General features: G+C 61.0%; 31 protein-coding genes. All 31 read right to left on the bottom strand.

Annotated elements, in window-relative coordinates; translation table 11 throughout:
* Positions 1-56: 56 nt before the first annotated feature.
* A complete protein-coding gene (locus J3P86_RS07245; protein WP_434699776.1) occupies positions 57-1,103 on the bottom strand; it encodes a phage late control D family protein in 1,047 nt (348 codons plus the stop codon).
* 63 nt (positions 1,104-1,166) lie between these two features.
* Entirely contained in the window at positions 1,167-1,373 is a 207-nt protein-coding gene (locus tag J3P86_RS07240) for a tail protein X (RefSeq protein WP_434699774.1), read from the bottom strand.
* Positions 1,348-2,193 carry a phage tail protein gene (locus J3P86_RS07235; RefSeq protein WP_434699772.1) on the bottom strand — a complete coding sequence of 282 codons (846 nt, stop codon included), beginning with the start codon at positions 2,191-2,193 and terminating at the stop codon, positions 1,348-1,350. The genes J3P86_RS07240 and J3P86_RS07235 overlap by 26 nt, the downstream gene beginning before the upstream one ends.
* Positions 2,194-2,202: 9 nt before the next feature.
* Complete coding sequence (locus J3P86_RS07230) at positions 2,203-4,779, bottom strand: phage tail tape measure protein (RefSeq protein WP_434699771.1); 2,577 nt, start codon at positions 4,777-4,779, stop codon at positions 2,203-2,205.
* A 15-nt stretch (positions 4,780-4,794) separates the two neighbouring features.
* Positions 4,795-4,917 carry a hypothetical protein gene (locus J3P86_RS07225; protein ID WP_014339634.1) on the bottom strand — a complete coding sequence of 41 codons (123 nt, stop codon included), beginning with the start codon at positions 4,915-4,917 and terminating at the stop codon, positions 4,795-4,797.
* A complete protein-coding gene (locus tag J3P86_RS07220; protein WP_434699770.1) occupies positions 4,880-5,206 on the bottom strand; it encodes a phage tail assembly protein in 327 nt (108 codons plus the stop codon). The genes J3P86_RS07225 and J3P86_RS07220 overlap by 38 nt, the downstream gene beginning before the upstream one ends.
* Before the next feature lie 66 nt (positions 5,207-5,272).
* Complete coding sequence (locus tag J3P86_RS07215) at positions 5,273-5,782, bottom strand: phage major tail tube protein (RefSeq protein WP_043041982.1); 510 nt, start codon at positions 5,780-5,782, stop codon at positions 5,273-5,275.
* A 12-nt stretch (positions 5,783-5,794) separates the two neighbouring features.
* Positions 5,795-6,958, bottom strand: a complete 1,164-nt coding sequence (locus J3P86_RS07210) for a phage tail sheath subtilisin-like domain-containing protein (protein ID WP_434699768.1) — start codon at positions 6,956-6,958, stop codon at positions 5,795-5,797.
* 87 nt (positions 6,959-7,045) lie between these two features.
* Positions 7,046-7,471, bottom strand: coding sequence for a phage tail protein (locus tag J3P86_RS07205; protein ID WP_434699767.1), 426 nt, complete (start codon positions 7,469-7,471; stop codon positions 7,046-7,048).
* A 9-nt stretch (positions 7,472-7,480) separates the two neighbouring features.
* The gene (locus J3P86_RS07200) at positions 7,481-9,646 is read right to left on the bottom strand and encodes a phage tail-collar fiber domain-containing protein (protein WP_434699766.1); all 2,166 of its coding nucleotides are present in this window, start codon (positions 9,644-9,646) and stop codon (positions 7,481-7,483) included.
* Positions 9,639-10,247: a phage tail protein I gene (locus tag J3P86_RS07195; protein ID WP_434699764.1), complete on the bottom strand. Its 609-nt coding sequence runs from the start codon at positions 10,245-10,247 to the stop codon at positions 9,639-9,641. Before J3P86_RS07195 ends, J3P86_RS07200 begins: the two co-directional genes overlap by 8 nt.
* The gene (locus tag J3P86_RS07190; protein WP_434699763.1) at positions 10,244-11,128 is read right to left on the bottom strand and encodes a baseplate assembly protein; all 885 of its coding nucleotides are present in this window, start codon (positions 11,126-11,128) and stop codon (positions 10,244-10,246) included. The genes J3P86_RS07195 and J3P86_RS07190 overlap by 4 nt, the downstream gene beginning before the upstream one ends.
* The gene (locus J3P86_RS07185) at positions 11,125-11,451 is read right to left on the bottom strand and encodes a GPW/gp25 family protein (RefSeq protein WP_069971005.1); all 327 of its coding nucleotides are present in this window, start codon (positions 11,449-11,451) and stop codon (positions 11,125-11,127) included. The genes J3P86_RS07190 and J3P86_RS07185 overlap by 4 nt, the downstream gene beginning before the upstream one ends.
* Before the next feature lie 4 nt (positions 11,452-11,455).
* The gene (locus J3P86_RS07180) at positions 11,456-11,704 is read right to left on the bottom strand and encodes a hypothetical protein (RefSeq protein ID WP_434699762.1); all 249 of its coding nucleotides are present in this window, start codon (positions 11,702-11,704) and stop codon (positions 11,456-11,458) included.
* 58 nt (positions 11,705-11,762) lie between these two features.
* Positions 11,763-12,326, bottom strand: a complete 564-nt coding sequence (locus J3P86_RS07175; protein WP_081352406.1) for a phage baseplate assembly protein V — start codon at positions 12,324-12,326, stop codon at positions 11,763-11,765.
* Positions 12,323-12,847 (bottom strand): hypothetical protein, encoded by a 525-nt coding sequence (locus tag J3P86_RS07170; RefSeq protein WP_434699761.1) that lies wholly within the window; start codon positions 12,845-12,847, stop codon positions 12,323-12,325. The genes J3P86_RS07175 and J3P86_RS07170 overlap by 4 nt, the downstream gene beginning before the upstream one ends.
* The gene (locus J3P86_RS07165; protein ID WP_434699760.1) at positions 12,840-13,502 is read right to left on the bottom strand and encodes a hypothetical protein; all 663 of its coding nucleotides are present in this window, start codon (positions 13,500-13,502) and stop codon (positions 12,840-12,842) included. Before J3P86_RS07165 ends, J3P86_RS07170 begins: the two co-directional genes overlap by 8 nt.
* Positions 13,499-13,813, bottom strand: coding sequence for a head-tail joining protein (locus J3P86_RS07160; RefSeq protein WP_434699759.1), 315 nt, complete (start codon positions 13,811-13,813; stop codon positions 13,499-13,501). Before J3P86_RS07160 ends, J3P86_RS07165 begins: the two co-directional genes overlap by 4 nt.
* Before the next feature lie 2 nt (positions 13,814-13,815).
* On the bottom strand, positions 13,816-14,811 hold the full coding sequence (locus tag J3P86_RS07155; RefSeq protein WP_434699758.1) for a major capsid protein: 996 nt from the start codon (positions 14,809-14,811) through the stop codon (positions 13,816-13,818).
* Positions 14,812-14,871: 60 nt separating this feature from the next.
* Positions 14,872-15,081: a hypothetical protein gene (locus J3P86_RS07150; protein WP_417693725.1), complete on the bottom strand. Its 210-nt coding sequence runs from the start codon at positions 15,079-15,081 to the stop codon at positions 14,872-14,874.
* A 45-nt stretch (positions 15,082-15,126) separates the two neighbouring features.
* Positions 15,127-15,471 (bottom strand): head decoration protein, encoded by a 345-nt coding sequence (locus tag J3P86_RS07145; protein ID WP_014339648.1) that lies wholly within the window; start codon positions 15,469-15,471, stop codon positions 15,127-15,129.
* Positions 15,468-16,628, bottom strand: a complete 1,161-nt coding sequence (locus J3P86_RS07140; protein WP_434699757.1) for a head maturation protease, ClpP-related — start codon at positions 16,626-16,628, stop codon at positions 15,468-15,470. Before J3P86_RS07140 ends, J3P86_RS07145 begins: the two co-directional genes overlap by 4 nt.
* The gene (locus J3P86_RS07135) at positions 16,625-18,106 is read right to left on the bottom strand and encodes a phage portal protein (RefSeq protein WP_434699756.1); all 1,482 of its coding nucleotides are present in this window, start codon (positions 18,104-18,106) and stop codon (positions 16,625-16,627) included. The genes J3P86_RS07140 and J3P86_RS07135 overlap by 4 nt, the downstream gene beginning before the upstream one ends.
* The gene (locus J3P86_RS07130; protein WP_014339651.1) at positions 18,106-18,312 is read right to left on the bottom strand and encodes a phage head-tail joining protein; all 207 of its coding nucleotides are present in this window, start codon (positions 18,310-18,312) and stop codon (positions 18,106-18,108) included. Before J3P86_RS07130 ends, J3P86_RS07135 begins: the two co-directional genes overlap by 1 nt.
* Before the next feature lies 1 nt (position 18,313).
* Positions 18,314-20,326, bottom strand: coding sequence for a phage terminase large subunit family protein (locus tag J3P86_RS07125; RefSeq protein ID WP_434699754.1), 2,013 nt, complete (start codon positions 20,324-20,326; stop codon positions 18,314-18,316).
* A 4-nt stretch (positions 20,327-20,330) separates the two neighbouring features.
* Entirely contained in the window at positions 20,331-20,933 is a 603-nt protein-coding gene (locus J3P86_RS07120; protein ID WP_014339653.1) for a hypothetical protein, read from the bottom strand.
* A gap of 147 nt (positions 20,934-21,080) precedes the next feature.
* Positions 21,081-21,425, bottom strand: a complete 345-nt coding sequence (locus tag J3P86_RS07115) for a phage holin family protein (protein WP_417693736.1) — start codon at positions 21,423-21,425, stop codon at positions 21,081-21,083.
* Between the two features lie 512 nt (positions 21,426-21,937).
* Entirely contained in the window at positions 21,938-22,297 is a 360-nt protein-coding gene (locus J3P86_RS07110; RefSeq protein WP_053124085.1) for a hypothetical protein, read from the bottom strand.
* On the bottom strand, positions 22,290-24,509 hold the full coding sequence (locus tag J3P86_RS07105; RefSeq protein WP_434699753.1) for a VapE domain-containing protein: 2,220 nt from the start codon (positions 24,507-24,509) through the stop codon (positions 22,290-22,292). Before J3P86_RS07105 ends, J3P86_RS07110 begins: the two co-directional genes overlap by 8 nt.
* Positions 24,499-24,726 (bottom strand): TraR/DksA family transcriptional regulator, encoded by a 228-nt coding sequence (locus tag J3P86_RS07100; RefSeq protein WP_434699751.1) that lies wholly within the window; start codon positions 24,724-24,726, stop codon positions 24,499-24,501. Before J3P86_RS07100 ends, J3P86_RS07105 begins: the two co-directional genes overlap by 11 nt.
* Positions 24,719-25,237 carry a phage regulatory CII family protein gene (locus tag J3P86_RS07095; protein WP_434699750.1) on the bottom strand — a complete coding sequence of 173 codons (519 nt, stop codon included), beginning with the start codon at positions 25,235-25,237 and terminating at the stop codon, positions 24,719-24,721. The genes J3P86_RS07100 and J3P86_RS07095 overlap by 8 nt, the downstream gene beginning before the upstream one ends.
* Between the last annotated feature and the right edge of the window lie 148 nt (positions 25,238-25,385).

Raw genomic sequence — 25,385 nt, 5'->3', positions numbered from 1 at the left:
AAAAAGCCCGCTCGATGGCGGGTTACGGTTGTGTTTGAGGGCAGTGCTTGGCGCATCTAAAGCTGGACGACCTTGACCGGCTTGGCTTCCTTCTTCTTTTTCTTACCTTTGGCATTGGCCTTGCCCTTCTTGCCGCCGTTGCACTCGACGGTGGTGGTCCAGCCACTGGAGGTGAACAGTTGCTCCACCGCCTCAGCCAGGTATTCACCATCAAGCCCGGGCTTGATCCCCTGGACGATGATCGACCGCTCGGCAAATACATCGGTGCGCCCGGCCATTTCCAGGCGAACCCCGGCGCTGCTGCGATTGAACGCAGCCAAGCGCGCCTTGGCGGCCTGCTCGGCGGCTGACTTGTTGGGGTAGATATGCCGGTCGGTATGGACCGCTGGCAGGCCGTTCGGCAGGTCGTCGTTGTCCAGCTCGACTACCTTCAGGGCTCCTGACTTTTTGTCCTGGTGCTTGGTGCGTACCGCCTTTTGCGTATTGCGATCGCCGAGACGGAATTGATAACGGCTCAGATCAGAGCGCCTCAGAACCACAGGGCTCAGGTTCTTGCCGCTCGCGGTCTGGCCGCCCTGCCGAGGCATGACCAACAGCTTGCCGTCGGCCAGCTTGGCCGTGCAGTCATACTGTTTGGCAAGGCGGGTGATGAAGTTGTAGTCCGACTCGTTGAGCTGGTCGACGCGGGGCACTTTGGTTTGCACTGGGCACACTGGCTGCCAACCATTGCGGGCTGCCACGTCGCGGACAATCTGCTGCAGGGGCACGTTTTCCCAGGACCCGCTGCGCACGGTCTTGCCGCTGCCACGCATGTCACTGGCTTTACCCCGGATCACCATCGTGTCAGGCGGCCCCGACAACTCGATCTCGTCGACGGTGTAGCGCCCCAAGCGGGTCAGGGCCTGGCCGGTATATCCCAGGTAAACCTCGACACCCGCCCCACGTGTGGGCAGCGCAACCGCTTGATCACGATCATCGATCCGCAACTCGAAGTCGTCCGAGTCCATGCCCGGCTTATCCGAGGTGCGCAGACTCAATAACCGGTCATTGATCAACGCGGTGATGTCTTTGCCGTCCGCAACGATGCGATAGGTCGGCTTCATGGTGATACTCCAGAAAAGAGAAACCCCGCACGGGGCGGGGCTGGTGACTTGCGACGGTGCTGGTTAATCCCACAGCTGGATATCCTCCAGCGTCTGCGCTGGCAGATCCGGCAGCAGGATAATCACACCAGCGCGAAACGGTTGAGGCTCATCGGCCAGGCCTTGATTGGCGGCAAGCACGGCCTCCACCGTGCCATTCAAATGGCCGTAGTAGTGATGACATACGGTGTCCAACAGATCCCCATCAGACGTTCTGCAGATCGTCGCCATAGCTCACAAACTCCAGTGAAAAGGATTGCTTACGCGGAATGCCACCCGCGAGCAGGTTGCTTTGATCTTCCTCGATGTTGAGCAGGCACCAGGTGCCGAGCACTTCGCCGTAGCCGGTGGTCAGGTTCACCGGCTGCAGACGTCGCCCGATGGTGCGCAGGGTGTCCAGCTGTTTGAGCCCACCTTTGAAGCCCGGAAAAATCGCGCCCTTTAGGCTGATCTTGTCCTCTCCTTGGCCGACCGCCTGCTGGGCGATGCTGCGTGTCAGCCGTTCCTGGCCTGCCCAACGAAACGACGTCTGCCGACGTAGTTCCTCGAAAGCCGCCGTATCCAGGTTGAAGTAGTACGGCTGCGCGTTCGGCACCAGGGGCTGCATGATCAGCAGGTGCGGGAACGGCTTCACCGCCTCGGCAGCTGGTGTCAGTTGGGGGGCAAATGAACCCGTGGGCATGATGTTGCTCAGCGATGGGCTCACCTGGCCGGCGATGCGATTAATCGCTGCACCCGCTTTGCCAGCCTGTTCTTTGAGCGAACCCAGCCGCTTCTGGACTTGGCCGGCTGCGGTGACGGATTGGTTGTACTTGGCCGCCACCTGGCCCACGGTGGACTGCGCCGCGTTGATTGCCCGCATGGTCCGTTGCACCTTGGCGCCGATGGCAGGCCCAATGAAGGGCACACCCTCCAGCTCCGAGGCTGCGCCCGTCATGTCGCTGACGGCGCCGTTGAGCGGGCCCAGCATGCCGTCGAGACTGGTACGGCCAGACTCCCCCGCTGCAAGCAGCGATTTCAGCGCCGATTGCATTTGCTCCATGTAGGCCATGGCACCTCCTTAAACGTGGGGAGCATCGAACAACTGGCTCGACGACTGTCGAGCAAGCGTCTCCCGAGAGAAAGCCTCCATGAGCTGACGCAAATGCGGCTCCAGCTCCCGAGCCAGCTGCGCAGGATCTTTAACATCGCCCTGAACAGTGATGGAGACATTCGGCGCAAAGCTGAAAGCTTGCTCAACCTTTGGCGGCACGGGCGGTGTGGGGTCAGCTGGCTTGGCGACCTCGGCAGGCTTGGCCTCTTCCGCCTTGGCCTCACTGCCAAACCAGGACTTACCCAAGAAGCTGCCGATGCTTTCGCCACCCAGGCCGCCCAGCGCGGCACCGATTGCGCCGCCGATGGCCGTACCGATGATCGGCACCACCGAACCGATAGCGGCACCTGCTGCACCGCCGGCCAGGGCGCCCGCGAAACCACCCGCAGCACCGCCGTATCCCTCGGCTTTTTCGTCTTGGGTCTTGGCGTTAAGCGCGGTATCGATAACTCCCACCCCGGCATCTAATACCGAACCGCCGGGGAGACGCTTGGTGGCTCGGGTGACGCCCCTAATCGACTGAACCGCACGGCCGAGCGAGCTATCGGGCACCGCCTCCGCCGCAGCGGCAATAGGCGCAGCAGCCAACAGGCCAACCTTTGGCATCATAGAAACGGCGGCAGGAGCCGATACGGACGGGATATTCGACGCCCGGCCGGGCAATCGGCGACGTGGGAGGTTTCCGATGCCGGAACGGCGACCGCGTCGCCCACGCTGACGTCTGCCTGCAGCGTCGGGGCCTGAGCTTGGACCAGAGCCTGCTCGGCCTATCGCATCAGCGTTGACGACGAACACGCGTTGCGGCTCAGTGCTCAGCCCCCCACCGGAATCATTGCCCGCTCCCATCAGCTTACCGAGTACGCCGAGCCCCTTATCCACCGTCTTGATACCGGTTTTAGGAGCCTTGGCAGCGGCGTTACCGAGGGCGCCCACGCCTCGCTCCATCGCCCGACCACGCGATATGTTGTACAGCCCCTTGCCAATCTTCACCGCGCTGGCAGCCGTCTTGAGGGCCAACAGGCCGGTGGTGATAGCAGCAATGCCAAGCACCACCGGTTGCGAGCCATCCGAAAGCTTCGTCAACCCACGCACAATTGAGGTCAGGCCCTGGGCGACCGCATCGGTCGCCGGGCGGATGGCGTCACCCACGCTGCGCATGCCATCGCTAACCGCCTGGCCCAGCTCGTCCCACATCTGTTTCGACGTTTCGCGCCGCTCGGCCAGGTTCTTATCGAGGATCCCGCCAGAAGACTGCGAATCCTTTTTCAACTGCTCGTACAGCGACTTGTTTTGCGAGTAGGCAGTGAGCGCTGCCTTGACCTGCATGTCGGCGAACAGGTCACCGGTACGCAGGGATTTTTCCAGCGCATCGAGCGCCGCCTTGGCCTTCTCCGGGTCCGTCTCCTTGCTGATCTTGGCCTGGGCCTCGGCCATCTTCGCGGCCTTCGCCGGGTCGGTGGCCTGGATGTATTTCATCGCCAGGGCGAAACTGGATTCCAGGGTCGACATGCCCTTCTGAATGCCAGTGTTCAGGGAGCCTTGATAGTCAATGCCGGCGTCCTTGTACGCCTTGACCACGTCGCCCGAACCGATTTTCTCCATCCAGTTTTTCAGGTTGTTGGCCGCTTCGTCCGAGCCGCCGGCCGTTTTCATCTGGACTTGAAGCATCGCGCCCAAGGAGCTGACCGCCTCCATGCCGGTGCTGCCGTTCTTCTCCATGCTGGCCAGCAGTTGCGGGAACCACCGGGCCATGTCGCTGGCCTCGAAGCTCCCCGCCTGTCCTTGGTAGGCGATGGCCTCCAGGGCCTGTTGCATTACCTTGGGGTCGGTGATCTTGGCGTTTTGCTGCAGCGCCATGATCATGCTGGCCGTGTCGACGCCGGAGGCGCCCTGGCCGATGGCAAACTTCGCCGCCGTCGGCGCGTAGGCCATAGCCTGCTTGAGGTCCATACCGGCACCAACCAGCTGGTTTACCAGGTCCGCCACGTCGTTACGGGCCATGCCCGTATCGCGGGAGGTCTGGATTACTGTCTGGCTAAGCTGTGTTTCTTGCGGCTTGTTGACCACATCCGCCTTGATCGCAATGTCGCGGATGATCGCCTGATAATCCGCGCTGACCTTGGTCGGAATCGCTGCAAGGCCGGTGGCGACAACACCTTGACCAATGCTCGACGTGAGTCCTTTCTTGCCGGCATCGAGCTGCTGGTGACCTTTAAGCTGCAGATCGGCGGCTTTGGCTGCCCGGCCGAGGCGCTGGTACTCCTGCCCCAGCCTGCCCACCTCCACGCCCTGTTTACGCAGGGCGTCAAGGTTGCCGTTGAGCTTGCGCAACAGACCATCCGCCGAAGCAGCACCGCTGTCGTGCGCCCGCTTCCATTCATCGCGCAGGCGAATGGTTTCGCCAATGGTGCTCTTGAGCACCTTGGCCTTGCTGCCTTTTTCCTCCAGCTTTTTGATGTGGCCATCAACCGTGCGGAAGGCAGACGCCATCGTCGAACTGACGGCGCCGCCAATCACCAGCGATAACGCCAGTTTGCTAGCCATCGTCTACCCCTTGTTTCAGTCTGACAGCCACCAGACCATGTCGGAGAACGGCATGGCGAGGATTTCAGCGGCGGAAAAGTTCAGTTCGGTGGCAAGACGCTTAGCCAGTTGCTTCTGCACCTTGGGGTTGAAATTCATCTTCTCGCACCAGGCGAAAATAGCCGGCCTGTATGCGGTTGAAGTCCTTCAGCGTCAAGCCATCCAGATCCTTGGTCCCGACTTCGGCCAGGGAGGCGAACAAGTTCAGATCTTGTTGCTCCTCATCATTGGGCGCTGTCTGGCGGGCAATCCGAAGGTCACGCACGGTCGGTGTTCGGAGGCTCAGCGTATCGACACGCACGCCGTTGGCTTCTGATGGCACAGTCAGTTTCACGGTGACGCGGTCAACGGTCAGGGTCATCCAGCTTGGAGTTGCGGTACTGCTCATAGAGATGTGTCCTTAAAAAGAGGAACCGCCGCCCGGGCGAATCGCCAGGCGGGGTATCAAGAGGAGTTAAAGGCCCAATGCGGAACGCTGGGCGGCCAGTTGATCAACGCCATTAATCACGCGGCGCATGCCGATGGGGTCGATCTCGTAGACGGTTCGGCCGTCCACTTCGAGCTTGTAGTACGTCAGCCCGATGGAGTGTTTGATCTCGGCCTTGTCGCCCGGCTTCCAGTCGCCCATGTCGACTTCTTTCAACGTGCCGCGCAGGGTGACGATGACCGGCGTGACTTTGCCCTTGAGCCCTTTATAGGCCCCTCGGAACGTACCGTTGAACGCCGTGCCGTCGGCCAAGCCGAAGAACTTCAACGACTCACGGCGTACGCCAGTGGTAGTAAAGTTCGCTTCCTGTTTTTCCATGCCCATGTCCAGCTCGACCGGCGCATCCATACCGCCGCCGCGATGCTCTTCCATCTTGAGCGTGAGCTTGGGCAGCGTCAGGCTCGGCACATCGCCCTGGAAGCTGACGCCGTCGGCGAACAAGTTCAGGTTCGCCAGGGTTTCGGGAATCATTGCCATTGAGGTCGCTCCTTAAGCGGCGGTGTCGAGCACTTCGGTCAGCCATTGGTTGGTGACCTCTACGCGGAAGTTGGGGTTTTCTGCCGGCGGAACGTCGGTGAAGCGGATGTTCCAATACACCTTGCCCTGCTCCAGCTGGCTGGCCGTGTTCAACTCCGGGTCGGCATACACCTCGAAGTTGATGATTGCGCCTTGGGCTTTCAGGTCGCGCATGAACGCCTGCAGACCTTCAGTCACGTCCTTGATGTAAGTCGCTGTGATGGAGCGGTCGACCGCCCATTTGTGGCCGTAGAGGATCGCGTCCATGACGATGTCCATCGTCCGTACGCGAGTGACGAACGCCCACTTCGGATCGCTCGAAAGGGTGCGGTTGCCCCACAGGCGGAAGCCGTCATCACGGATGATCGTGGTGATGTTGGCGTTGTTGAGCAGGTTGGCCCGGCAGGTTTCGTCACCGTCCAGGAACTCAATCGGCCGCGTAGTGCCAGTGATACCAACAAACTCCTTGTTCGAAGGCGAAGCCCAAAAGCCGTATTCGCTGTCGGTCCAGGCGAACAAGCCCGCCACCCAGGCCGAGCCCGGCGCGTCGACCGTGGCGTCCGCCGTGGTGTCCCAATACTGCACACCCGGATCAACCAGGTACGCCCGCTTGGCGCCGAAGTTCTCGGCGTAGGCCATCACCGCCTCATCGGTGGTGTTTGGACCGTCGAGAATGGCGAGCCCTCGCAACTTGTCGGCCACTGCCACCAGGGCGGTACCGACAGCCTGTGTCGCGCTGTGCTTGGGAGTGACCAACAGCCGCGGCTGCGCGTTGAACCGGCTCTTGCCGTCCAGCAGCGCCTGCAGACCGGTACGCTTACCGTCAGCCTGAACGCCGCCGATGATCGCCGAGGTCTGTGCAGCCGGATCGGCCAACTGGGCCACACCACAGGCGACGATCACCGCCTTGGCTCGGGTATAGATGGCCTTGCAGGCTTTGGTCATTGCCGAGTCGGGGCCGAAGGCGGCCACCGCTTCGCGTTCGTTGGTGATCACCACCAGGTCGTTCGGCTGCGCGCTGTAGGCCGGCGCCGGTACAAAGGTGTCAACCAGTCCAATGATCGAGGACGAAGGCAACGCAACGACACGAGCGCCGGTGTCGACGTTCGTGGTGGTAACGCCGTGAAAGAAGCTCATAGATTCTCCAGATACGAAAAAGCCCCGCAGTGCGAGGCCTTGTTTTTGGTGAGGCGGAAAAGAAAACGCCCCGTCAATGCGGGGCGTTTAATGGGTATGTTCGGCGAGCCAGCCCGGGGCAATGGGGCGATGTTCTGCCAGTGGAAACTGGCCCGCTTGTGGCCAGTCTCGCAACTGGCGCCGATAGGCCTGCAATGCAACGTATTGTTCAGCAGCAAGTGTGGTAGTCATACCGCTTTCTGATTCGTCCCGGTGGCGCGCAACCACACCGTCAGTCGCAGACAATTGCGACGCACGCCAGCTGCGTTCGATCTCGGTCAACTGTTCCAACGACAACGGTGGTCGCTCGAGGAGAGATGGCGGCTCGGTATCGAAGTTGATAGCCAAGCCCCGCGTCTGCCCGTCCAATAAGTGTTGGCGCAACTCAAACGATATTTCGGTTGCGTCTGCCGGCAGATCCGCGCCCCAGTCCGAGTCATAGAAGAGATTTGTTGTTTTGCTGGAATAAATCATCAAGCCCCCTTAATAACCGAACGCAAGTACCCGGACAGCCGACTGACTGGCGGTGTAGTTGGATTGCAAAAGAACCTGACCCAGTCCGTTGGGCATTCCAGCCACGAAGGGCTGACCGGTACTGTCGTAAATGGCGCTGTCCGTCAGACTGACGCTGCACCCGAAAAACTGGTTAGGGAAAGCAGCTGGCAGATTGAAGACGACCCCCTTAAACGCCGAAGCAAAGTTTGCAGTCATCCACTGCATCAACAAGCCAGACGGCAATCGCTGGTAACCATTCGGGGCCAGCAGAGCGCCGAACTGACGGGTTTTCCCAGCGACCCCTGTACCCATCAACATCCAAACTCCGGATCCGATGTATATGCAATCTACGTAAGTGTCCGGCGGAATCGACCGGGTAGCCGCAGAAGAGGTGGTGTCATTGTTTTCCTGCGCTTTGTCTGCGCCTTGCACGGCGAGCGCCAGGTTTGAAACGGACCAGTTGTGAAGCCGTATTACCGCGCCTGGGAGTATGTTGTTCGCGGTGGAGTCGGGCAGGCTGTAGGAGGGAAAGCCCGCGCCGGTAAAATGCACAATCCCACCGATATGCGAAACGTTACCTGGCACTGCGCCGCCGAGAGAAACAAAGCCGGAATATTGAAGGCCTCGGGCCTGTACCGCTGCCGCCGTCATCACCTGATCACTGACATCGAAACGCGGCGCTTTGGGCGCCGTCGGCGTTCCTCTGAGTACAGGACTGATGAAATCAGATTGCTGAAGGTAAATATTCGAGCCGTCACCGAACAGGAGCGACGACTGGCCCTGACTGATACCGACGCCGGTCCCCGCCGCAGTTTTTACTGTAAGCGTGAAGTTTCCGGTCGTGGCGTTCCAGAACTGATAACGCCCGATCACTGTAGGAACAATTACCACCCTGTTGCCAGTCAAAGCACCGGTTAACACAATCAACCCGGCCCCTAGTTGCGAGGCGGTCAACACGATATTCCCCGAGCCTGCAACGTTGAGAACGCTGCCGCCGTTCAATGCCTGCTGAACGTAAGCGGTGGTCGCTAGGGAGGTGTCGCTATCCCCAGGCGCCGGGGTAGGCGCTCGTGGCTCGCCAGTGAAAACCGGACCGTTGAGCGGCGCTTTCGTGGCTAAAGCGTTGGTGACCGTGGTGGCAAAGTTTGGGTCGTCGCCCAGCGCGGCAGCCAGCTCGTTGAGCGTATCCAACGTGCCTGGCGACGAGTCCACCAGTGCCGCTATGGCGGCCTGAATAAATGCCGTCGTTGCCAACTGGTTGGTATTGGTCCCCACCGGCGCCGTCGGGGCAGTAGGCGTACCGGTAAATGCAGGGGAACTGATGGGTGCCAAGCCATGATTGACGTTCTGGAAAACCAACGGCGTTGTACCCAGGACGATTGCCCCATCCGTCACTAGCTGCCAGCGTGTATCCGCCTGCGAAGCGCCCTGCTCAACCGAGACCAACAGCGCAGAGGTCACTTCAACGCTGCTGTCAGCATCAAGTGAGCGCGACCACGCTCCCGTGGCTGCGACATAAAGGCCATTGTCCTTAGCAGCAGCCTGGTTTTTTACCAGCACACGGTCGCCGTCGAGCAAGACTACCGAATCAATCGTCTGCAACCCCGCCAGCGTGATGTTCGCCGTGGTGGCAACCCGCACCGATTGTTTGGTGTCCAGCTTGCACAATTCTTCAAAGATTCTTGTATCGACGTACTCACGTGTGGCCAGCACCACTGCAGGGTCTATTTTGAGCGAGATGTTGGCGGTGCTGGAAACGATCAAATTCATCCGCACCACTTGCGTACGGCCCGATCCCTGCGACAGCACCGGCTTGAAGCTCGGCGCGCAATTCGCCACCGCCACCAGATCCCCGTCCGCGTCATACAGACCGATTTCGCGAATCCACTTGCCACCCTCATCAGCCGGGATGATCTGCTCGGCAATGATGACCGCCGGGTTGACAGGATCAACTTTAAGTTGATTCAGTGGCCTACGGCGCCATTCGTTGATGAGTTTGGTTTGAGCTGCATTGGGGATAGGGTCAGTACCATTGGCATCCCCCACCCCCATTTCAGTGATTTTCCAGGGAATACCGAGGGCGTCGGCGTTCGCTTGTTTTGCCATACCCACGTTCGTGAGGATCGCGAAAAATTGCGAGTTCACATCAATCATAATAAACGTCCAAGGTGTCTATGGAGTGTTCGCGTCCCACCACACCAAAACGGCCCGTAACTTCAATGTCACGCATGACCGGCGGGTACACGTCGATTTCGTCGCCTTCATACAAGGCAACGCCGATGTTCAAATGGCCTGTGGTTTCGAGGCTGATCGCCAGCCCTGTCATGTGGCGACTGACCGGCCGAGCGTCATCGATCAACCACGTCAGTTCCTGATAGGTTTCTTCGCTGATGCCTCCATCGGAAACACCGATCTTCAACGCGAACGTTCCCGGCACGCCCTTGGGCTCTGTCTGGAACCACTCGACGACCTCGATCAGATAACCGAACGGTTCCACCACCCGGCGCAGGGCGCCAATGGTTCCCTTATGGGCATGAACGTAGAACGAAGAGCGAATCACCGAACGCTTGATCTCTTCGGGCCATGCCTCGTCCCAGCGGTCCACGGACCAGGCCCAAGCCAGTTGGTAAAGCAGGTGCGCCGGGCAGGTGTCCGGGTTGTATAAGGTTCGAAGCGGTATCTCTGTTGTTTCGTCGATAGCCGCTTCAATTGCCCGTTCGAGCTGCGTGCTGTTGAGGGGAAGCAGACTTTTCATTTGCTACCCCGCGTTATGGTGAACCCCGTGCACCACGCCGCTTGGGCTTTGGTTGGGCGGATGTCCATCCATCCAGGGATCTCGACCCGGGCCACGCCACTGACGTGGATTTGTGCATCAATCGCCGAACGGGCCACCTCAACGCCTAAGCGGCGCCGGGGGTTGATCCAGGCCTGCAATCGCGCATTGCATTCGGCCAGCGCTGCCTCGTTTTCCGGGCCATTACCGGCCATGTACACCACGGCATCGATTCGATAAGGCAGGATCTCGGCGCCCTGCACCGTCAGCCGATCAGCAACAGGCCGCCGATCTTCGTCGTTGAGGTGAGTGGCCACCTCGGCCAACAACTCGGGGCTGGCCGTACCATCGCCCTCCAGGGACAGTACCGTCACGACCACCTCGGCCGGCGCCGGGCTTTCGGCCGTGGCGTCTGCCACCAGGCCCGAGGCGTTACGGGCGTGCAGGATGTAACTGTTCCGAGGCCCAGCAGTGGTCAGCCCTTCGTACCTCAATTGGATGCGCTCGCGCAGTGCGTCGTAGCTTTCCAGCACCGCCGACACCGGCGGCACGGCGGACAGGTCCTCGGCCTGAATGACCAGCCGTTCAAGGTTCACGTTCGCGGCCAACTGCACCAGGTCAGCACCAGTGGCATGAGCCAGAAACAGTGCCTTGGCCGCGTCGTTGACCCTCGCCCGATTCTGCATGCGTCGATAGGCGCCCAGCTCCAGCAGCTTGGTCACCGGATCGCTTTCAAGGAAAGCGGTCCAGTTATCGCCCATGTAGTCGCGGAACGTCGCCAGCTCGCCCTGATACAACTCTTCAAAATCCAGACTCTCCAGCACCTGTGGTGCCGGCAACGCCGAAAGGTCGATAGTGCTCATGCGTTCACCTCCAGCACCACGCCATCGCCAATGTAAGAGCCCGTCAGTTGCAAGGTGATTTGTCCATCCACCACCGCAATGACCCGGACACGTTCAAGTTTCAAACGGGGCTCCCAGCGCCCGAGGGCACGAGCGACTTCAGCCTGTACCGCGCTTTTCCAGCCCTCATTAACTGGCAGGTCGACATAGCGACGCATTTGGCTGCCGTACTCTGGCCGCATGCGGCGGCTGCCGACAGGCGTGCTCAGAATGTCCTCAATAGACTGCCGCAAATGCGCCTGCCCGGACAGCGGCTGCCCCGTGCGACGGTCCACTCCGATCATGGAATTACTCCGTCAGCTGTTGCATATCCGGGTGGGCCTTGAGAAAGGCGTATTGATCATCGCCGCAGGCTGTGACCTGGCCGGCGATGATCGGCAAGCTGCTGCCGTCCGGCATGATCAGCGTGCGTGAGGTGTATCGGGTGTCACGAAACACTCGTGCCGCTCCGATGGGGGCCGACGACTCGGTTTGGAAGGGCTCAGGCACCGCCGCGACGGCAGTTGGCCGCTCGGTGTCTGTTCGCGTTTTGCTCATTTGGGTAGCTCCAGAAATGCGAAAGCCCGCACGTGGCGGGCTGTGGATAATGTCGGAGTCAGTGTTTGTGGTTCGGCGTGTTGCCACCGGTATCGATGATTTTTCCGCCGCCGTTGATATCGCCCGTGACCTGCAACGGGCCGTTGATCAGCACATTGCCCGTCAGGGTGATATCGCCTGCCGTGGCGTTGATCTCGCTGTCCGTTACGACCACTTCGGTTCCGCCGACTTTGATCGTCACGGTACCGCTTGGCACGGTGATGGTGTAGGTGCCGGCCTGCCAGTCATAGACCAGCGAGCCCCCATCCTCGAAACGCCATACCTCGACGTGGTCGCGGTTGTCCGGCGGTGCCCCGGCATCGCCATAGAGGCCGGGGATAAATGTGCCCTGCGCCACATCGCCGCTGGCACTTACCAGAGTTCCCTGCTCGCCCATGCTGGGGGCTCGCCAATGACGGGCTTTGCCGGCGGCGATGCTGTGCCAACGCACCCAGGCACTGACCCAGTCCCCATCCGACACCCGACATGCGGGTGGCGAAGCGGTCAGATCCAGCGCGACCACATAACAATCCTTGACCAGGCCGGCCAGCATGCGGTCATGCTGCGCACTGGGGTAGCTCATGCCATATCCTCCGGTGTCTGATAGTTACCTTCGCTACCAGGTCCCGTGTCAGGGCTGAAACCCCAGAGCAAGGAACCCGGCGGTTGATTCGGCCACGGCCACTCCTCCTGACCGAGGTAAATTGTCTGCGTCCATTCAACGACCCAGACCGCGTAACCATCCAACTCGGGGCGGGTCCAGTCTTGGGCTGCCCGAACAAACTCGGCGGGCTCGACCTCCAGCCCCCATGTCTGGATACGCAACAGCACGGCCATTTGTGCGGCGGCGAATGCCGCTTTCTGTTGGCACTCGGCATCCTCACCGCCAACGATGAAGCGCACCTCCAAACGCGCAACCAGCGCCGTCTCCCCTGTTCCGGGATCTCGGCCGGGCTCCAGCTCGACCAACTCAATCACCGCAGCAGGCAAGTCGATGTGATCGGCCATATAGGGCATGGTCCGCACGCAGGCCAATCCTGGGATCGCTTGGTCGATATGAGCCTCAACGGCCTGATACAAAAGTTCAAGACTGAAGTCAGACACGGGCCGATCCTCGCAGATACTTCTGCAGTTCAAAGTTCAGCTCCTGCTCCAGGATCTCAAGCAGGCGCTGGTGAGCCCGATTGGTCCAGGACTCGAAGTGCGGCCGGACGTCTTCCAGGGATATCTTGGCCTTGGCGAGCGGAAAGCGGCTATCGTTCTCCGAGACCCAGCCTGAGCTTGCCCCACCACCGCCAGACACCTCACTGTCGGGGTAGTCGCTGGCCTTGAAGTGCTTGCTCGCGGTTCGGATCCAGATATCGGGCCGACTGCCGTAGACCTTCTTGAAAAACGCTCCCCCATATCGACGGCCTGCTACCGAAACACCCGACCGTGATTGTCGAGGTCGACCCGCACGGCTGGCCTCAATCGCATTGATACCGAACCACAGCTTGCCCTGACCGTTTCCAGAAAGCGGGTAGGCCCTCAGGCGCTGCCGTACCGCAGCCACTGCAATGCGCTCCTGCCGGCTGACGGTGCGGGCAATGTGAGTTCGCAGCCACCGCAACGTTTTGTTGATGGCCCGGCGCTGTGCAGCTAAGGAAGCCTTGGGTACCAGCGCAGCGAAGTCCGCAAACGCTTTCAGATCCGACCGATCAGCCTGCAACGTGATCATGCCGCTGCTGGCTGACTGCTTGACATAGCTGCCGACACTCATGGGGATTTCCTCAACACCAGAGTTACCAAGCCATCGCCGCCGGGCTCCAGCCTGACGACGATGTAGTTGCCACCGCCGTCATGCACCGGCAGGTCGACCACGACCTGGTGCCGCTCACTGATCCCTTCAGCGTCCGCCACGCGGATGACCAGGTGCGGCTCGCGAAGGCCGGTGTTAATCCGGCCGAGTTTGGGTTGCAACCAGGGAGCGGAGAACATGCCCAGGACTGGTCGGCCTTCGATCAGCACCGAGTCGCCGAGGACATCAAATACCGTGTGGTCCAGGTCACCGACCAGCTCGCGAAAGCTCATGGTTAGAGTTCCAGCAGGATCTGCGCACGGGGCCGTGAGCACAGGTGCAGCGGGTTGGATTGCGCTTCGCCGGCCACCCCCTTGTTGAACGGCAACGGCTCCAGCTTGCTGTAGTACGGAATGCCCTGGGTATTAACCGTTTCCATGTAATCCGCTGGAGCGAACACCGAGATGTACAGGTCCGGCACGCCTTCAGGGACCAGCAGCGCCTTGTCATCATGGACGAAGGCCACACCGGCCACCTTGCCACGGTAGCGCTCCCAGACGATGCCGCCGAACTCGAAACTCTCCCGAGCGTCACCGCGCAATGCCGCCGCTTGCTGCGTGGCGATGTAGGTTTCCTTGACCGACTTGTGAACGATCAGCTTGTTCCAGAAATTCTTGCCACAGAAGGCGCGGGAGCCGGTGCTGGTGACGCTACCCAGCGCGTCCTCCTGCATGTCCAGCGCCTCCCCGCACATAACGCGCAGTTCGGTACTCGGGTCATTCAGCCCCATGGACAGTTTTTGTCGAGACACTCCGAAGGCGGCGTAGAGATCGAGCAGTGGTGTCTTACCGTCGGCATCCAGCACCAAGCCGTTGAGTGCGCCCATGCGTTGAAACTCGTGCGTCGCGTCCAACTGGCGGCGCGCTTTTGCCAGCCGGGTATTCACGACGTCCTGTACCGCTTGCAACTCGGTGCGGGTGCCGAACGCCCGGATGCCCTGGATCTCGTCGGCCTTGATGGTGAAACGTTCCGGCAGGTGCACGGTGTTGAAAGGGATCATCTTGCGTTTGCTGGCACCGACGACCAGACCTGAAGTTCCGCGCTCACCTGCAGGCACAAGGGCCAGGGTGTCGCCATCCTTCTCGATTTGCACTGTCAGGGTAGCAACGCCCTCTTCTTGAAACAGGCCGAGGCTGCTGATACGGCCCGGCAGATAGGGTTGTTCGTTGATTGCGGCGGTGAGCGCCGGTACGGCAAACGCTTCGTCGTCAAAAATGGCGATATCGGCCATGGGTACACTCCAGAAATGAAAAAACCCGCCGGAGCGGGTTCAAAAAGATTGTTTGTAGACCTATCCCTGACGCAGGACTCGAATTGCATTGCCAATCCCATCGGCATTGAGGTCCAGTGTTTCTAAGGCAGTCGTGACGTTGTCCGCAACGTCCGATGAGCCTCGCTCAGCGACCCACTTGGAAAGTTCTTCAACAGCAGCGCCGATGGCGTTCTGATTGATCAGCAACAGCTCCAGGGCGCTGGCTAGGGCTTCGTTGTGGTCTGGCATAGAAATCGTCCTTGGTGGAGTTTCTCTCATGCTAGTTCAACCACTTTAACGAACGATCAGAAAATGCGCGGCGAGGGCTTTTTCCGCGTCGGGGTCGAGTCCGGTCAGATGGACTTCGCTCACCTCCGCAAGACGCACCACGGCGCGGGCTCGACGTACCACGTCGGATTCGCCAAGCGGGCCGAAGAGGATCGCCACGGCGGTTTGCGTGCCGTCTTCAGCTGTCGGGTCGTAAGGGGCGAACTCGCCAGTGGCAGTGATCAGCCCGAGTACTTGCCCTGGATTCAAGGCTGGGCCTGCCGCGACATTGATCGCTTCACGCGAGATGTTCCCGGCCCCCTCGGACAGGAGGAATTCTCCGGCGTGCATCGGTTCCAGTTTGATGGTCATGGTCTTGCTCCTTTCGAGGTATTAGCGGTACCTGACTGCGCCGCCTGACGGGCTGCCCAGATAGAGGTGGGGTCGGGTTGTTTGGCCTGAACCTTCGGGGCCGGATCTGCATTGAGCGGTAGGCTGTTATCGATCTCGAAGCCTTTGCCGCTGCCCACCAGTTTGTCGAACAGACGCGCTCGAACCGAGGCGGCATCCAAACCGGCCGCGACGTATTCGGCGCTGAACTCAGGCAGTCGTGCGGCAACGCAGAGATCGTTTACGGCTTTGGCACGGGCCAAGCCTGCCAGGACGATGGCCTCGCTTTCCAGCTTGGTCGAGTTGAGCAGCGGCTCAATCAGGTTGCTGATGCCGTCCGCCGTACAACGCTGGGTGATCATCAGGGCCAGCTTGGCCGAGTTCGCCACAGGAGGATCCTGGAGCGGATCAGTAGGTTCAGGCTCCTGCTCGATATCCGGTTCAGGTGGCTCGTCCAGTTGGGCAAGCAATTCAGCCGGGGCATGCTGGTAACGCTGCAGCACGGCGCCCTGCCCCAGACACGCCTTGACCTTCACCCCGTCGCCCACCTCATCGGCCAGCCCCAGGGCCACCGCTTCGTTGGCGGTCAGCCAGGTTTCAGCCGCCACCAGACGCCGAAGCTCGGCTTCGTCGATATCCGGCGCCTTGGCCTTATAGGCCGCGATAATGGCCTCCATGGTTTGATCCAGGACGTCGGCTACCTTGCGAAAGTCTTCGGCGTCCCCCGCCGCGTAGGTCCACGGGTTGTGGATCATCAGCATCGCGTTGGAGGCGATGACCACACGGTGCGCCCCGCATACCGCGACACTGGCCGCGCTGGCTGCCAGCGCATCGACACGGCCGGTGCAACGCTCGCCCAGGCGAGACAGCGCGTTGTGCATCGCCAGCCCGTCGAACAGGTCGCCGCCGATGCTGTTGAATGCCGCGATAACCGGCGATACGCCGTCATCCATGGCGCGCAGATCCTGCACGAACTGATTGGCGGTGATGCCCCAGGTGCCGATCTCGCCGTAGACGAACACCTCGATAACCCGCTCTTCGGCATCGCCGCTCTCTTGCATGGCGTACCAGGTCTTGTCCTGGACCTTCACCCGCTGGCCGGCTCTGTTGTAAATGCGCGGAAGCGCTGGTTTGCTCATGGTTGCTCCTTGTCGTCAGTAACCTCGACGGCTTCGTGCGTGTTGTAGTTGAGGCCCAGCGCTTGGGCCCTTGCGTTGTCGGCAGCGTTTTCCGCGTCGACGGTTTCGGCGTCATAACCGGTACGGGTGACCATTTCGCTGCGTGAGGCGAAGCCAGCTTGCACTTCCATGCGGCGGGCCTGCACGTCCTGAACAGGCTGGATGTAGGCCCAGCCTTGCGGCACCCAGCGTGTGCGCAGGTATTCGCGGCGCCGTTTGGCGTAGTCGTCCAACACCAAGGCACCGGACAGGACCGCCATGTCCATCCAGGCAGCACGGATCGGGCGGCAGAGCTGATGCACATACACGCCGAATTGCAGTTGTTCCAAACGGCGCCGGAACTCGTTCAACACGACGCGCAACGCCCGGTCATTCACTTCGCGCATATCACCGGTGAGGATCTCGTATGGCGTGCCGGTACCCGCAGCTGCGGCCATCAGTTGTTGGCGCATGAAGTCGGGGTAGTTGTTGCCGGCGTCCGGCGGTTTGGAGAACTCAACCTCCTCACCCGGCCCCAACTCCTGCATGGTGCCGGGCTCCAGCGCGACCATGGGCGTGAATCCGTCACGGTCAAAGCTCAGCGGCTCACCGGTGACGGGATCCCTTGGCACGGGGCCAGAGTCCGGCGCCGGGCGGCTGATGAAGCCGGCGAAGAGGTTTGCTACTTCCTGCCTGAACAGCACCGCGTCGTCATAGTTATCCAGGCTACGCAGGCGCTTGAGTACGGGAGACAGGCGCGGTACACCGCGCAATTGCCCCGGCTCTACCGGTTCGAAGACATGCAGCACCTGCGATGCCGGTACCCGCACCAACTGGTTATAACCCGCGTTCAGCGATACGCCGTCGCGGGGGTGCGACAGGTACATCCAGTAGGCCACCCGCTTGCCCTCCGGATTGAACTCAATGCCAGCACGAATGGCGTTGCCGGTGCGCGTGGTCTCGAATTTATCGTGGGGTACGAACTCCGGCGCGAGGATCTGCACCTGGAGTGGTACCGCCAGCCCCTCATCCAGGCGGCGTGGTCGTAAGCGGACAAAGCATTCGCCGGAAGTCTCGACGGTGCGAGCGACCAGCGCCTGCTGCCCATAGAAGTCGGTGTGCTCATCGGCGTCCGACTCGTCCACCCAGTCATCCCATAGCAGCTGCAGCAGCTTGCGAAGCGCGTTGTCTTCGGTGTTCGGCCTGGGCGTGATGCCCGTGCCGATCAAGTTGCTGACGCGTTTGTCGATGACGTTGAAGGCATACGGGTCGTTGCGTACCGCTGCCCGCGACCGGCCGCGCAGGTTGCGCAGTGCCGGTGTGTTGATGCTGTTGATTCCGTTGTCGGGCGCATCCCAGCCAGTGGATCGGCGACCCTCTCCGGCGCCTTCGTAACTGGCCTTGATGTTCGACGGCAACAAGAATCCGCTACGGCTGAGCGTCGGATAGTGTCGGGCCATCAGACTCCTTTGCCTCCATGATAAAGTCGGACTACGCGGGAGCGCGGCCCGGCCGAGTTGACCAGAGAGGTGCGGATCTCGTCGCGGGCCTTGATCAGCTCGTCGACGGTGCGGTACTCCACGGTGCGGTCGGTGTAGCGCACGACTTTCTCACCGCGAGCGATGGCCGCCTCAACCGCGTCGAGGTGCTTTTGTGTAAAGGACATATCAGCGTCTCTTCAGATAGCCGCTAGTGGAACTGCGGCGTTGAGGGGGTGGCGTAGCGGATCGTGGTTGAGCCGCTTGGGCGACGGGTTGCGGTGTTGGTTGTGACAAGGCCGCCGGAACCGGCTGAGTGACTCGTTCGCCCTGCACGGGCTTGATGCCCAACGCGTCATCGAACAACCCAGACTGCGCCAAGGCCTGACGGACCCGCTCCCAGTCGTGCTCCTTGTAGCGGTTGATGCCCAGGTAATGCGCCATGGCAAGGCAGTACACCATCAGGTCGAGGGCCTCGTTGCGCTCAGCCTTGCCCTTGACCCATTCGATGCGTTTGTGACCACGCACATATCGGGCGACCTTACGTTCGGCCACGCACTGCGCGAAGAAGTCGTCCGGCAAGTCGCTGGCAAAGTGCAACGCGCCCGGGCCGGACTCGAATGGGTAGCGGTTGTAGATCCAGTCTTTCGCCGTGTCGGTACCGACAAACCACAGCTCGGCGCCGTTGCGTTCTGTCTGGCCTTTCCAGGTCACATCCACCATGGACGGCCGCTGGGCAATCACCGGCTTGCCGGGCTTGCTCGCGCCCTTGATGGCGAACACGTTTCGCCAGCGGCGCACGCGGCAGAACTGATAAACCTCGTCGGTGTGATGACCGCCGGAGTCGACAGCCGTTGCCAGGATGCCCAGGCCAACACCGCATGGATGCCGATACTTGGCCTTGAGCAACTCGTCCAGCGCCGCCCAGGTGCGGTCGTCAGCCGGGTCGCCCGCGACGATCTGGTAGTCAATGACCCAGCGCTCCATGCCGACGCCCCAGCCCATCGCCATGAACTCTAGGCGGTTGGCCTGGACGTCAACGGCGCCGGTGACCATGAGCACGCCGGCCGGCATCGAGCCGAGGGTGAAGTTTTCCAGGCGTGCCCGGTGCTTCAGGGTATCGGCCTTGGTTTGCTCCTGGGCGCTGTCCCACACCTTCGCCAAACGGGTGTTATAGAACACCTGCATCGGTTCAAGGTCGCCCTTGGCCTGGGCTTTTTTAGCCTTTTCGAACTGCTTGGCGAGGGATTTCCAGTCCATCCAGCCGAGCGGTGAATACAAGGCGTTGAGGGTAAACCCTACCGTCTCGCCGTCACCCTCGGCATGGGCGCGCCATTCGCCTTTGGCGAGCATCTCGGCCTTGTGGTACTCCTCGATCAGCACGTCACAATCAGGGCCTGCGCACTGGTAGTGCACCACGCTGAAGTCCCGCGAGTAGTGCAAGCTTTCCCATTCCAGAGTCTGCATGTGGCCGCAGGTGGGGCACGGCACGTAGTAGTGACGCTGGTCGCTGCCCTCGAACAGGTCGGAGATCCGCGAGGCACCTTTGATGGTTGGCGAACTGGAGAAGTAGAACTTCGCATTGCGACCGAACGTACTACCCCGCGTTTCCGCCAGCTCGATGGGGTCACCCTCCTCGCCGATGTCCACTTCCCAGCGGTCGATCTCGTCGCCGTAGACGTAGCGCGCCGATAACTCCGAAAGGTTGGCCGCCGAGCCGGCTGTGGTGACGTACAGCGAACCGCCTTCGAACTCCTTGGTGTCCATGGTGTTGCGTGAGTCTCGCGAGCGGCTGGACGCCACCCGTTCACGCAGTACCGGCGTAGCCTTGATGGTCTTGCCAATCCGCGAGGAGACCCGCTTCGCCAAGCCCAGGCTCGGCAGCAACGTCAGAATGTTCGACGGCGCCATGTGGATCAGGCCGCCGATCCAGTTCAAGGCGATCTGGGTTTTCATCAACTGCGAGGCGACCATGGTCACCACGCGTTTGCAGGGGTGAGCCGGTGACAAGCAACGCATGGGTTCGCGGGCATACGGCGTGCGCGAAGTGCGGTACTGGCCGGGCTCGGCGGCACCGGTGTCACGCGGGATGCGCATGTATTCGTCGGCCCATACATCGATCCAGACATCCGGGTCGGGACGCAGCCCACGGAAATACGCCTCGCGGTACACCTCTGCACCGTCAGGAATTTCCGTGGGCATAGGCTCAACTCGTGTTCAGGGCGTGTTCAAGGTCCGCCGAGGACAAGCGCTCCGCGTCCTCCAGCGTGCGGCGCAAGGCCGCCGTCAGGTGCTTTTCGATTTCCCAGGGGTCAGTCATGACCGCCAGCTCCGGCGCCAGCTGTGGCGGCATGCCGAACAGCTGATCGCGCAGGAGGCGGCCAGCGTTGTAGGCACCCAATTTCACAGCGGGTAATGCGACTAGCGATCCCTTGGCTTTGTGCAGCTCGATTTCCGCGAGCTGGGCCAAGTTGTGCTCGCGCAGAGCGCGGGCTTTCTGGAAATCGGGGAGCTGCCCCGCAGGGGTGTTCGCGGGCGGCGGCGCAGCCGTGCAAGTCGGCTCAACCGAGGTTGAAAGCTGGCCGTACACGTCACGCTGAATCCGGTCCTGCTGGTGACGCTCGGCGACGGCGGCTTTGCTCGGGTCGGCAGTGTCGCGAATCAACGCTTCGCTGGCCTGAACATCAACTTGTTTGCCGTCGGCACTGAGCACCAGCCGGTTGTTGTTTTTCAACCAGGTGATGTAACTCGGCGCCCTGCCGATCCGGGCCGCGAAGGCGCTCTTCGACAGGTACTGTGGTTCTGTCATGAGCCCTCCTTTCAACGGCTTTTCAATGCAGACCTTTCAATTTCAATGGCTTGAATTTCAGTAAGCTGGCAACCCTGCCGCTAACGCTTTCCCGCGGGTTTGCGACCCCGTACCCCAGGGAAAACGGCAGGGTCCCCGGCGTCAAAATCATCCCTGCCCGCCACCGGCCGGCGGTGCCTCTGCTACACCCAGCCGCTTGGCGGCCCAGCGTTCGTAAAGGCCGATGGCGACATCGGCGCCGGCCATCGCGGTGATGCTGCCCAGGCTGCCCGCTGTCCAGAGCGACATGCCGGCGGCGATCATCAACATCATCGCCGACACCCCGCAGACAACGCAGGCACCGGACCGCAGTGCCAGGCGCCTCAACAACGCCCAGCCCCGCGCCCCATCCTTGTCGGCCCGCCACATCTCCCCCGATACGCCGCCGACCAAGGCCAAAAGAATTACTAACCAGATCGGCATTTCTGCCAGTGCTTGCTGCTCGTTCGTCATTGCCCCGCCCCTTAAACGCAAAAACCCGGCGCAAGGGCCGGGTTTGGTGTGTGGTGCCTGCCGCTTTATGCGGTCGCACCTATCGAAGATGAGTACTTTTTACAGGTCGATTCCGGTGGCAGCAAGGCCGTTTTAATGCCACCCGGTGAATGTCTGGTGAACGCCTAGGCAATGTCGGCGAATATCTTTATTTCGGCTTCCAGCGCCTGGGGCGCTGTCCTTCCTGTCCCACTATCTCGGATCGAAGTAGGACAGCTACAGGCGCCTAGAATCGGGGCCTGCCCCACTGTCCTACTTTATTTTCTCTTCTCTCCCGTAAAGAGAAAAAGCTAAGAGCACGCGTCCGCGCCATGGGCGCGTATGCGCTCCCGCTACGCTCACACATGGGCGGGACGTGCCGGAAGGTTGGACAGTAGGACAGCTCAACAACAGCGCGGCCCGCACTTGTCCAACTGCATCAAACAGCAGTGGGACAAGGCGAGCCGGTAGGACAGCCACGGACGCAAACGAGGTCAAGCAGCAACTCCCATCAGCAGCCAATAGATGCACAGGTGCGCGTCATGCAGACGCTGGTAGTAGGTGTCGCGCCCGCAGCCGCAGTGGGCATACTTCAAGCGCATGTCGCTGTCCTGGTTGCAGTAGTGCTCTCGCACGATTTGCACATGCAGAGGATCGAGATGTTTGGTCACGATCAGCTCGATATCAAGCGAACCTTCCAGCGGCGCACGGAACGCCCGCCGGCCTCGAATCAGCTGTCCATTGCTCTCCATCATCATGGCAACCATGTTCCCACCGGCGAGCCCGCCGGCACTAAGGTCGCTATGCAGCTCCTCGGCCCATTTGCGCAGCCGCGCGTCGATCTCCTTAATCATCGAAACATGGCTCCTCAACCGGCTGCTGCTCAAGGTTCGATGACCTGCCCCAGTTTTCTGGCTTCTTGTAAGCCCAAGGCCTGATGCCGCTCTTACGCAGAGCAGGTTGCCGGACCTTGCGCCAACCCAACCGGTGCATGATTGCCCCGACCCGCATCTGTTCTGGTTTGCCCCAGTGACCGAAGTCCAGCTTCAAAGCCCCCAGAAGAATGTCGGTGCCGGTCGCGGTTTCGCCAATCTGAGACTCTTCGAGCCAGGCCAGAATCGGGCCTTCCCATTCATCCACCACAAAGCGCTCTTCCTGCGCCTCGGCGAACAGCGGCGCCTCCTCCCGGTTGACCCACCAGATATCGCCGGACTGATAGCAAAACATCGCCTCGGCCCACAGCTGGTCGCGGATCTCGCGCAACTTATCAAGGTCCACCTTGGTACAAGCCACCGGCCAATACCGACGGTTCCCTGTGGCATCCTTCAGGTACTCATCCTGGTTCGTCGTACCCACGAAAACACACTGGCGTGGCACGTCCATCGTTCTACGGCCATAGCTCTCGCGGTAAGTGTCCGTCGAGGCCGAGAAGAACTGCTTTGCCTTGGTGGACTCGGCCTTGTTGAAACTGTCCAGCTCTCCCAGCTCAACGATCCACTTTCCGCGAATGGCCTGGAACCCATCCTTGTCGCCCAAGGCGAAAGGAGTGTCCATAAACCAAGCGCCGCCCAAGACCGACATGGCGGTGGACTTACCGGCACCTTGCGCGCCTTCGAGAATCATCACCGAGTCAGCCTTGCAGCCCGGCTGCATCACCCGGCCGACCGCCGACACCATCCAGCGCTTACCGACCTTGGAGCTGTAATCCGTCGGGGCTACGCCCATGATGTCTGTCAACCAGGTGTCGAGCCGAGGTACCCGATCCCACTCCAAGCCATTGAGATAATCGCGTACCGGGTGAAAGGCATGGTCATGTGCAACAACACTGACAGCTTCAATAACGCTGCTCGCCTTGACCCGCAGGTTGTACTGTTGCGCGAGCCACTTCATGACCAGCATGTCATCAATGTCGGCCCAATCGCCGACACCGCCGCCATACGGGGCAGCACGCAGCTTGACGATCTTGGAGCTGAACGCACTGAAGCCAATCACACCGGCCCAACGTTCGTCGTTGCCCAGGATCAGCTCTACGTTTTGCATGTGCGCGATCAACATGCCGTTTTCAGTGCGGGCCAGCTGGTCTTTCCAGCCACCCGCTGCAGGTGGCTTGACCACCGCCAGTACCTGGCGGCGCACCGCCTCCAATCCTTCAGCACAGTGCAGGTCGTTGAAGTCGGTCCACTTGTCCTCTCGCTCCCCCGAAAAGATCGGACCTACTACCTGACCGCCTACAACCGTTGCCGCGTTGTTGGCTTTCTCTTCACCTGGGTTCCAGGGCTCGCCATTCGGGCGCTTGGTTTTCCAGTCATCATCCCGGCAGATGATTAGTGGACGCCCCGGGAACCGCTCGCGCATTGCCTTGGCGACCGTCATGAGGTTGCCCGCATCAAAGGCAATGGCGACCGTCAACGAGGTCGCCATGTGCAGGCTTGCACCGGTGGCGTAGCCCTCACACACCAGCACTGGCTCACCCGGCTCAGGGTGCGGACCAATGAGGTGGAAGGCGCCTTCCTTCGCCATCCCATAGGGCCAATAAGACTTGTCGCGGCCGGTGTCCTCTTGCTTCTCGGGGAATATCACTTGTAACCCGACGATCTGGTCCCGAGCGTTTTGCATGGGCACCAAAACCGCGCCGGAGCGCGGAGCATAACGAACGCCGAGGCCCACGATCTGCTTTCGGTCCAAGTAGGCGCTACGGCCCTTCTCGGGCATCCGCTTGAATAAACCAGCAGCACGGTTAGCCGCTCGACGGGCAGCGTTGGCAGCCTTCTCGGCGGCCTTGCGCTTGGCTTCCTCCTGACGAGCGCGCATGACTTCACGCTCTTCAGGCGTCATCCGGCCAGGCTTCACCTTGATCTTTTGCGTTTCCCCTGTACGCCAGTCGCCGAACGCACCGAAGATCAAAGTTTCGCCTTTCTCGGTGTGGTGCTCGTGTAGAACGTACCAACCGTTTTTCTCTTTGCCCTTATCCAGGACGGTCTTGCATCGAGTCAGCTTGCCGTAAAGCAGTGGCTGCGCGGGCTCCAGACCGAAGTCCGCAAACTGATTCAGCACGTCATCGAGCATGGCGAGCCTCTCGCATCTCATCGATGGACTGGCAATTCACACACTGCGTGCAGCCCTGCTGGACCAGTCGCCGCGCCTCGGGGATCGGATCGTCACAGCTTTCACAGAACAACAACGAATGCCCAGGCAACGCCGGCTTGAACGCACTGCGAGCAGCAAGCGCCTGATCGATTCGCTCCTGCACCAGATCATTGGCGAAATCAGCAATATCAGCCACGGCCATCACCCCGCGTTGTCTGGTTGACGTACGTGGCGCGGTTGAACAAGCCCAGCAGCCCCTGGATACCTCGAAACACCTGCAGGCGGATCGCGGCCAGCTCTTGATCGCTGACCACCCCATCACCAATGCTCTTGGCCCAGGTGTCGGCCAGATCTGCCACCTGCCGAAAGTACTCAGCAAGGCCGACGGTCAGGGTTTCCGGCATGTCAGTGGTGTACACCTCAGACAGCTCGTGCCAGATCGTATCGCCGACCAAGGCATGCACCGCATCCAGGATGCGCCTGTCCTTCGTCAGTTCGAGGATCTCGCCAAACTCTTGAATGTTTACCGAATGGCTGGGGTGCGTGGGGGACAGCTTGTGCTGCAGCGTGGTGGGGTTTCGGCCGGTGGTGGCGGCAATTGCAGCGGCGCCGCCAGGGTAGTCCCGAGCGGCATGGTAAAGCGCCAGATCGAGCGGCAGGACTTCCCGCTGTGCTCGTTCGACGCAACTCAGAGCGATTCGGCTCATGGCATTAATCCTTATAAGTTGCCAGTGCCGCGCGACATGCAGTGGTGATACATTTGCCGCGTGGCTTGAAAGGGCCCAAACGCCGGCTAGATCTTAGGGATCGATACCGGCACCGTGCCGGGGCGAACAATCCGTTGTTCACCCCTGG

The organism is Pseudomonas sp. D1-1 (assembly GCF_051132225.1).
Classification (GTDB): domain Bacteria; phylum Pseudomonadota; class Gammaproteobacteria; order Pseudomonadales; family Pseudomonadaceae; genus Aquipseudomonas.
The sequence above is the reverse complement of the archived record's forward strand: the minus strand, read 5'-3'. Positions and strand labels throughout refer to the sequence as shown.

What these genes read in the sequence shown, in the direction of transcription:
- J3P86_RS07145 (WP_014339648.1), bottom strand. Translation starts at nt 15,471, where the DNA reads ATGACCATCAAACTGGAACCGATGCACGCCGGAGAATTCCTCCTGTCC.
- J3P86_RS07160 (WP_434699759.1), bottom strand. Translation starts at nt 13,813, where the DNA reads ATGAGCTTTCGCGAGCTGGTCGGTGACCTGGACCACACGGTATTTGAT.
- J3P86_RS07130 (WP_014339651.1), bottom strand. Translation starts at nt 18,312, where the DNA reads ATGTCCTTTACACAAAAGCACCTCGACGCGGTTGAGGCGGCCATCGCT.
- J3P86_RS07205 (WP_434699767.1), bottom strand. Translation starts at nt 7,471, where the DNA reads ATGATTTATTCCAGCAAAACAACAAATCTCTTCTATGACTCGGACTGG.
- J3P86_RS07185 (WP_069971005.1), bottom strand. Translation starts at nt 11,451, where the DNA reads ATGATCGGAGTGGACCGTCGCACGGGGCAGCCGCTGTCCGGGCAGGCG.
- J3P86_RS07245 (WP_434699776.1), bottom strand. Translation starts at nt 1,103, where the DNA reads ATGAAGCCGACCTATCGCATCGTTGCGGACGGCAAAGACATCACCGCG.
- J3P86_RS07115 (WP_417693736.1), bottom strand. Translation starts at nt 21,425, where the DNA reads ATGACGAACGAGCAGCAAGCACTGGCAGAAATGCCGATCTGGTTAGTA.
- J3P86_RS07235 (WP_434699772.1), bottom strand. Translation starts at nt 2,193, where the DNA reads ATGGCCTACATGGAGCAAATGCAATCGGCGCTGAAATCGCTGCTTGCA.
- J3P86_RS07190 (WP_434699763.1), bottom strand. Translation starts at nt 11,128, where the DNA reads ATGAGCACTATCGACCTTTCGGCGTTGCCGGCACCACAGGTGCTGGAG.
- J3P86_RS07210 (WP_434699768.1), bottom strand. Translation starts at nt 6,958, where the DNA reads ATGAGCTTCTTTCACGGCGTTACCACCACGAACGTCGACACCGGCGCT.
- J3P86_RS07175 (WP_081352406.1), bottom strand. Translation starts at nt 12,326, where the DNA reads ATGAGCTACCCCAGTGCGCAGCATGACCGCATGCTGGCCGGCCTGGTC.
- J3P86_RS07105 (WP_434699753.1), bottom strand. Translation starts at nt 24,509, where the DNA reads ATGCTCGATGACGTGCTGAATCAGTTTGCGGACTTCGGTCTGGAGCCC.
- J3P86_RS07240 (WP_434699774.1), bottom strand. Translation starts at nt 1,373, where the DNA reads ATGGCGACGATCTGCAGAACGTCTGATGGGGATCTGTTGGACACCGTA.
- J3P86_RS07095 (WP_434699750.1), bottom strand. Translation starts at nt 25,237, where the DNA reads ATGAGCCGAATCGCTCTGAGTTGCGTCGAACGAGCACAGCGGGAAGTC.
- J3P86_RS07220 (WP_434699770.1), bottom strand. Translation starts at nt 5,206, where the DNA reads ATGAGCAGTACCGCAACTCCAAGCTGGATGACCCTGACCGTTGACCGC.
- J3P86_RS07135 (WP_434699756.1), bottom strand. Translation starts at nt 18,106, where the DNA reads ATGGCCCGACACTATCCGACGCTCAGCCGTAGCGGATTCTTGTTGCCG.
- J3P86_RS07180 (WP_434699762.1), bottom strand. Translation starts at nt 11,704, where the DNA reads ATGAGCAAAACGCGAACAGACACCGAGCGGCCAACTGCCGTCGCGGCG.
- J3P86_RS07110 (WP_053124085.1), bottom strand. Translation starts at nt 22,297, where the DNA reads ATGATTAAGGAGATCGACGCGCGGCTGCGCAAATGGGCCGAGGAGCTG.
- J3P86_RS07200 (WP_434699766.1), bottom strand. Translation starts at nt 9,646, where the DNA reads ATGATTGATGTGAACTCGCAATTTTTCGCGATCCTCACGAACGTGGGT.
- J3P86_RS07230 (WP_434699771.1), bottom strand. Translation starts at nt 4,779, where the DNA reads ATGGCTAGCAAACTGGCGTTATCGCTGGTGATTGGCGGCGCCGTCAGT.
- J3P86_RS07195 (WP_434699764.1), bottom strand. Translation starts at nt 10,247, where the DNA reads ATGAAAAGTCTGCTTCCCCTCAACAGCACGCAGCTCGAACGGGCAATT.
- J3P86_RS07165 (WP_434699760.1), bottom strand. Translation starts at nt 13,502, where the DNA reads ATGAGTGTCGGCAGCTATGTCAAGCAGTCAGCCAGCAGCGGCATGATC.
- J3P86_RS07125 (WP_434699754.1), bottom strand. Translation starts at nt 20,326, where the DNA reads ATGCCCACGGAAATTCCTGACGGTGCAGAGGTGTACCGCGAGGCGTAT.
- J3P86_RS07225 (WP_014339634.1), bottom strand. Translation starts at nt 4,917, where the DNA reads ATGAATTTCAACCCCAAGGTGCAGAAGCAACTGGCTAAGCGTCTTGCC.
- J3P86_RS07155 (WP_434699758.1), bottom strand. Translation starts at nt 14,811, where the DNA reads ATGGCCGATATCGCCATTTTTGACGACGAAGCGTTTGCCGTACCGGCG.
- J3P86_RS07140 (WP_434699757.1), bottom strand. Translation starts at nt 16,628, where the DNA reads ATGAGCAAACCAGCGCTTCCGCGCATTTACAACAGAGCCGGCCAGCGG.
- J3P86_RS07150 (WP_417693725.1), bottom strand. Translation starts at nt 15,081, where the DNA reads ATGCCAGACCACAACGAAGCCCTAGCCAGCGCCCTGGAGCTGTTGCTG.
- J3P86_RS07215 (WP_043041982.1), bottom strand. Translation starts at nt 5,782, where the DNA reads ATGGCAATGATTCCCGAAACCCTGGCGAACCTGAACTTGTTCGCCGAC.
- J3P86_RS07120 (WP_014339653.1), bottom strand. Translation starts at nt 20,933, where the DNA reads ATGACAGAACCACAGTACCTGTCGAAGAGCGCCTTCGCGGCCCGGATC.